Source organism: Myxococcus sp. AB025B (genome assembly GCF_006518215.1).
Classification (GTDB): domain Bacteria; phylum Myxococcota; class Myxococcia; order Myxococcales; family Myxococcaceae; genus Myxococcus; species Myxococcus fulvus.
The window spans coordinates 1-5,351 of the sequence record NZ_SRLW01000467.1; the positions used below are offsets into that span (position 1 = coordinate 1).

5 protein-coding genes are annotated in these 5,351 nt (G+C 71.4%); 4 read left to right on the forward strand and 1 reads right to left on the reverse strand.

Annotated features, from left to right (window positions below):
* Positions 1-182: 182 nt before the first annotated feature.
* Complete coding sequence (locus FL311_RS44565) at positions 183-524, forward strand: hypothetical protein (RefSeq protein ID WP_194869587.1); 342 nt, start codon at positions 183-185, stop codon at positions 522-524.
* A 454-nt stretch (positions 525-978) separates the two neighbouring features.
* Here the strand turns inward: FL311_RS44565 and FL311_RS40880 are convergent, their stop codons facing one another.
* On the reverse strand, positions 979-2,556 hold the full coding sequence (locus FL311_RS40880; protein ID WP_141333043.1) for a hypothetical protein: 1,578 nt from the start codon (positions 2,554-2,556) through the stop codon (positions 979-981).
* A gap of 265 nt (positions 2,557-2,821) precedes the next feature.
* Here FL311_RS40880 and FL311_RS40885 point away from each other — a divergent pair, with 265 nt between their 5' ends.
* From FL311_RS40885 to FL311_RS40895, 3 genes are all read left to right on the forward strand, one after another.
* On the forward strand, positions 2,822-3,736 hold the full coding sequence (locus FL311_RS40885; RefSeq protein ID WP_141333044.1) for a sigma-70 family RNA polymerase sigma factor: 915 nt from the start codon (positions 2,822-2,824) through the stop codon (positions 3,734-3,736).
* Positions 3,737-3,845: 109 nt separating this feature from the next.
* Positions 3,846-4,145: a pilus assembly protein N-terminal domain-containing protein gene (locus FL311_RS46030; RefSeq protein WP_141333045.1), complete on the forward strand. Its 300-nt coding sequence runs from the start codon at positions 3,846-3,848 to the stop codon at positions 4,143-4,145.
* A gap of 60 nt (positions 4,146-4,205) precedes the next feature.
* The coding region (locus FL311_RS40895) for a serine/threonine-protein kinase (protein WP_141333046.1) at positions 4,206-5,351 on the forward strand (1,146 nt) is incomplete at its 3' end.

Sequence of the window (5,351 nt, forward strand, 5' to 3'; positions counted from 1 at the left end):
GGTGTTGTTGCCGTGCGGACGTCCTGGACGCAGCTTGGCGGGGTGGTGCGGCGGGTGCGCGCACACGCGGACGTCCGAGCGAAAGTCGGCTCGCGTGCGAAGCGTGGCGATTGGATCGGCTCGGGGCTTGCCGCATTCCCTCGCCAGTCCCATCCATTTCCCATCCAGGTAGGGGGTGGGTGATGGGTTTCCTCGGCGGGGTTTTCCTGGCGATGGCGTTGCAGGCGGTGCCGGCGGATACGGTGGCGGGTCCGGTGTTCAATCCGTCGATTTGCGCCAAGAAGCGGGTGGACGCGTGTGGTTGTCACCACGTGTATGGGATTCGGCACTGCCACCCGAACCGGAAGGGTGAGCACTGCGAGGCGCCGGTGAAGGCGCAGGTGTCGGAGGAGAAGGCGGAGGCGCAGGCGGCGGTGGAGGGCCGCGAGCCGGAAGCCACGCCGACGGAGCAGGTCCAGCCTGTCCAGGTGCAGCCGGCTCCCGAGAAGAAGCGCTTCGACCCGAAGAAGTCCGTGCCGATGTGAGGCGGGACGGGCAGGGCCTCCGGACGTGAGGCCCTCCCCCGCGTCCAGTGACGGTGAGCCAGGAGGCTCGGGCCCGTGGGGCTCGAGCGGTCCGGCGCGGCTGTGCGCGGACTCGGGGTGGGACGGGAGCTCGGGCGGTGGAGTGCTCCAGTGAGTCCGACTCGTGAAGGGGCTCCGGAGTGCGCCGAGGTCCAGGTCCGCCCGATGTGGAGAACTTGTGGAGCGCGAGCGGACCTGAAGCCGCGATGTCGCGAGCGTGCGCATCCGCATGCGTGATGCGAGAGCCCGCGCGAGGCTGTGCATGCACGCGTCCACGACAGGCGTGAGGCCGCGTCAGCGCATGGGCGCCACGGAGGTCAAGGCCAGGTCCGAGCATGCGTGAGGCCGCGTCGGCGCATGGGCGCCACGGAGTTCACGGAGGTCGCGGCCAGGTCCGACCAGGCGTGGGGCCGCGTCAGCGCGTGGGCGCTACGGAGGACACGGCCAGGTCCGACGCGGTCAGACGGGAGTCCTCGAGTGACTCGGTCGCGAGGGTCTCCGCGCGGCTCAACGACAACGGACCCTCGGAGCGGATGATGACCCAGCGGGACTGAGGCGAGACCCTCAGCGCCACCGCGTTGGGACTGAGCCAGCGCAGCTCGGGTCGATACGCCGTCACGGGATTCACCGTCACCGGTCCCCCCGTGGTCCACAGGCTTGCGCTCACCTCGACCCTCTGTGGCTCGCGAGAATCCCGCGCGCTCAGCGCCTGCGCCGGAGGCGAGACCCGTGCCGTGGCCTGAAGCGCCTGCGCGGGTGACGCGGTCGGGGGCGACTTCGCCCGAACGAATGAAGGGTCGGGAGCCCCGGCCGTGCGAGGCGCGGTGCCCGTCTGCGTCCACCGAGGCTCGAGCGTGAGCGGGGCCTTCGTCGTGCTTCCGTGACCGTCGGGCTGACGCGGAGCGGACGCAGCCTGGGGAGCCGAATGCGCACCGGCCTGCCGTGAAGCGGTACCCGCGCCCATCGGCCGCGCCTGATTCCGCTCCGTGGACGGAGCACGAACAGCGCCGCCCGTGTTCTGCGCCGAGCCGCGCGAAGGCGTCACAGGCGCGGGAACAGTCCGCGGAGCCTCGACCTGCCGAGGCGCCACGGCACCCCGAGGAGGAAACGAAGTCATCGTCTGTGCGGGCGCCGCGCCGCGCACGGGCACGGGCAACCGCTCCCCCACGAGGGCGAGCTCATATCCACGCGGCGAGGAGACCTCGGGAGCCCGTGTCTCCGGAACAGGAGGAGACGACTTCGGCGACCGTGACGCGGGTAGCTGGATGGGCGTCGACGCCAGCAGCTCCGCGAGGAAGTCCGCGGTAGGCACCTCATCGAGCAGAATCCCCATCACGGTGGTGGGCGCGGGCGTCGCCACGGGCTCCACGTCGATGTCGATGGACACCTCGTCGACCAGGTCGAGAACAGACGACTCATCGTCATCGGGCACCGGCGGAGCGCTGGGCGCCACCAGGGCGCGCACGCTCACCGGAGCGATGGAAGGAACCGAAGGCAGCGGTCCCCGGACCCGAGCCTCCTCCGCCGCGCGCAACACGAACGCGGGAGGAGGAGGCGGCGGCGTGCGCGTCCTCGACTCCACCCGAGGCGCCTCCTTCTCCACGGCGAGCCCGGCCACATCCCGATAGAGCCGCTCATCCTCCAGCGCCGTCGAGGGAGGCACCGGCGCCTGTCCCAACCGCGCGAAGTCCGAGGTCAGCTCCGCATCCCGAGGGTCCAGCTCCAGCGCGGCGCGCAGGGCCGCGCGGGCCCGGGCCTCACATCCCTGCGCGAGCAGCAGCGACGCCGCTGTCCGATAGGAGGCGATGGCCGCGCGCAGGTTCCCCGCGCGACGACACGTCTCCGCGTGTTGCACGCGCGCATTCGGGTCCTTGGGCACCAGGCGGAGGATGCGCTCCAGCTCCTGTGCACACTCGCCATACCGTTCCTGGAGGAACAACGACCGCGCGGATTCCTTCAACGCTCTCAACTGGGCCCGCGCGTGCTCGCTCATCGTCCTGTCCTCCGGAACGGATGCCCTGCGGGGGAAAGCAGGGCCCATGCCGAGGCGCGCGCACGGCCGCGTTGAATCCACTGCTCATCGGAGACACTGGCCCATGGCGCGAAAGCCCGTCTTCGGGCGAGCATCACCCCCGGACTCCAGGCAGGCCCGTCAGGCATGGAGACGCGCGAGGACTCCGAGCGAGCCTGTAGAAAAGGCGCCCCGCGCTGTAACAAGGAAAGCCACCGCACCGGTGGGTGTTCATCCCGAGGCGTGCATGTCGAAGCAGCCGAGTCGCTCCCACCTCTTCCTCCAGCACCTGCCGCCCCAGGCGCGGTGCTACGCGGAGGTGCCCGGGCTCGACGCGCTGTTGGACTCCTGGCTGTCCATCGCGAGACAGGCGTGGCCGGACGTCATGCTTCCGGAAGAGGACTTCCTGCGCCACGTCGCGACCCGGCTGGGCCCCAGCGACGAGCCCGCCGCGACACTCGCCGCGCTGCCCGTGGCGGACCTCTATCTGGCCTGCGCGTGTGCACGAGGACTGCCCACCGCGCACGCCGCGCTGGAGCGACATCTGCTCCCTCGTGCGGCCAGCGCGCTGACGCGGGTGCGAGGTGGCGGCCTGGACACCGCGGAGGTCCTCCAGCAATTGCGTCAGCGGCTCCTCGTCCCCCAGGGTGACGCCGAGCCGAGAATCGCCGAGTACCAGGGCACGGGCCCGCTGGCCGCGTGGCTGCGCGCGGCGGTGGTGCGCACGGCCTTCAACCTCCAGCGCGCGGAGGGCCGACGCGCCAGGGCCGAGGAGGACGCGGAGGCGGAGGGCTCCGCGTGGGTGGAGCGAGGCGGAGCGGGCGGTGACGTCGAGCTCGACTACCTGCGCCGCCGCCACCAGCAGGACTTCCGCGAGGCCCTGGCGGGAGCGCTGGGGAGCCTGTCCCCGCGCGAGCGCACCGTGCTGCGGCTGCACGTGGTGGAGGGCGTGAGCCTGGAGCGCATCGGCGCGATGTACCAGACGCACAAGTCCACGGTGTCGCGCTGGATTTCACAGACGCGGAGGACGGTGCTGGAGGGCGCGCGCGAGCGGCTGGCCGAGCGCCTCCAGCTGTCCGCGGACGAGCTGCGAAGCCTGATGCGGGTGGTGCACAGTCAGCTCGACGTGAGCCTCCTGGGGCTGTTGAAGGAACCCGGTTAGCCCCCCGCGAACTTTTTCGCGGCCTGCGTGCAACACGTCCTGGTGGCCGGTGTCACCCCGATGAAGGCAGGCGAGGACGCCTCGCTCTCATCCTGAAAGGACCCGAATCATGCGGAACGCACTGAAGAAGCTGGCCCTGGTGGCGCTGACGGTGGTGGGCACGACGGCGCTGGCGGAGGAGCGCATCGAGCTGAAGGTGGGGGACAAGCACGTCATCACCGTGAAGGACCTGACCCGCGTGGCGCTGGGGAACAGGGAGACGGCGGAGGTGAAGACGCTGGGGGGCGGGAAGCTCGAAATCACGGGGCTGGAGGCGGGCACCACGCGGCTGCTGACCTGGACGCGCGGTGGGCAGCAGGGGGACTACGCCGTGGTGGTGACGGACCCCGAGCAGGCGGCCGCGAAGTAGCCCGAGGGACCCGCTGCCTTCCCTCCAATGAGGGCAGCGGGGATGATGTGACACGCGCCCATGAACCCACCGGCCTCTCCCATGCCCGAGGCGTGCCCGGACGAGAACGTGCTCGCCGGCTTCGTGAGCGGTGTGCTGTCGGGCGCGCGGGTGCCGGAGGTGGCGGCGCACCTGGACTCGTGTGAGGACTGTCGGGCCCTGGTCGCGGTGGTCGCGGCCGAGGCCTCCTCACCGGGCGCGGGCTCGCTCACGCGTCCAGACTCGGAGGGGATGTCGACCCGGGGAGCACGCCCGTCCCCAGCAGAGCGATTGCCGGAGGGCACGAAGCTGGGGAGCTACGTGCTGCGCGAACTGCTGGGCGAGGGCGGCATGGGCGTGGTGTACGCGGCGGAGGACCCGAGGCTGGGGCGCAAGGTGGCGGTGAAGCTGCTGCGTCCCATGCGCGAGAGTGTCGAGACGGAGAGCCGCGCCCGACTGCTGCGCGAGGCGCAGGCGATGGCGCGCCTGTCCCATCCCAATGTGTTGCCCATCTTCGAGCTCGGCTCCGCGGAGGGGCGGGACTTCCTTGCGATGGAGTGGGTGGAGGGCCCGACACTCGCGGGCTGGCTGCGCGAGCAGGAGCGTCCCTGGCGCGAGGTGCTGGAGATGTTCCACGCGGCGGGCCTGGGGCTCGCGGCCGCGCATCAGCGAGGGCTGGTGCACCGGGACTTCAAGCCCGCCAACGTGCTGGTGGGCCGGGACGGACGTCCACGCGTCACGGACTTCGGGCTCGCGAGGAGGTGGGGGGAGCCAGCGGCGTCGAACCCCACGACGGGCGACCTCACCACCGCGCCGCTCGGCGTGGACGCGGAGGAGACCGCGCTCACCCGCGAGGGCACCGCGCTGGGAACCCCCGCGTACATGTCACCCGAGCAGCGGCGCGGGCAGCCCGTGGACGCGAGGAGCGACCAGTACAGCTTCTGCGTCGCGCTGCACGAAGCGCTGTATGGCGAGCGGCCCGGACAACCGACGAAGCACGGCGCATCGGTGAAGAAGCCGCCCCGACTGCCAGGCCACGTGCGCGCGGCCGTGGCGAAGGGGCTCGCGAGTGAGCCCGAGGCCCGTCATCCCTCGATGGAGGCGCTGCTCCAGGCGCTCTCGAAACAGACACCTCGCGAGAGGGTGTGGCTGGGCTGGGTCGCGGTGCTGGGCGTGGGGGTGCTGGGC

Excerpts from the sequence above, each read along its gene's own strand:
- FL311_RS44565 (WP_194869587.1), top strand. The coding sequence starts at position 183 with ATGGGTTTCCTCGGCGGGGTTTTCCTGGCGATGGCGTTGCAGGCGGTG.
- FL311_RS40880 (WP_141333043.1), bottom strand. The coding sequence starts at position 2,556 with ATGAGCGAGCACGCGCGGGCCCAGTTGAGAGCGTTGAAGGAATCCGCG.
- FL311_RS40885 (WP_141333044.1), top strand. The coding sequence starts at position 2,822 with ATGTCGAAGCAGCCGAGTCGCTCCCACCTCTTCCTCCAGCACCTGCCG.
- FL311_RS46030 (WP_141333045.1), top strand. The coding sequence starts at position 3,846 with ATGCGGAACGCACTGAAGAAGCTGGCCCTGGTGGCGCTGACGGTGGTG.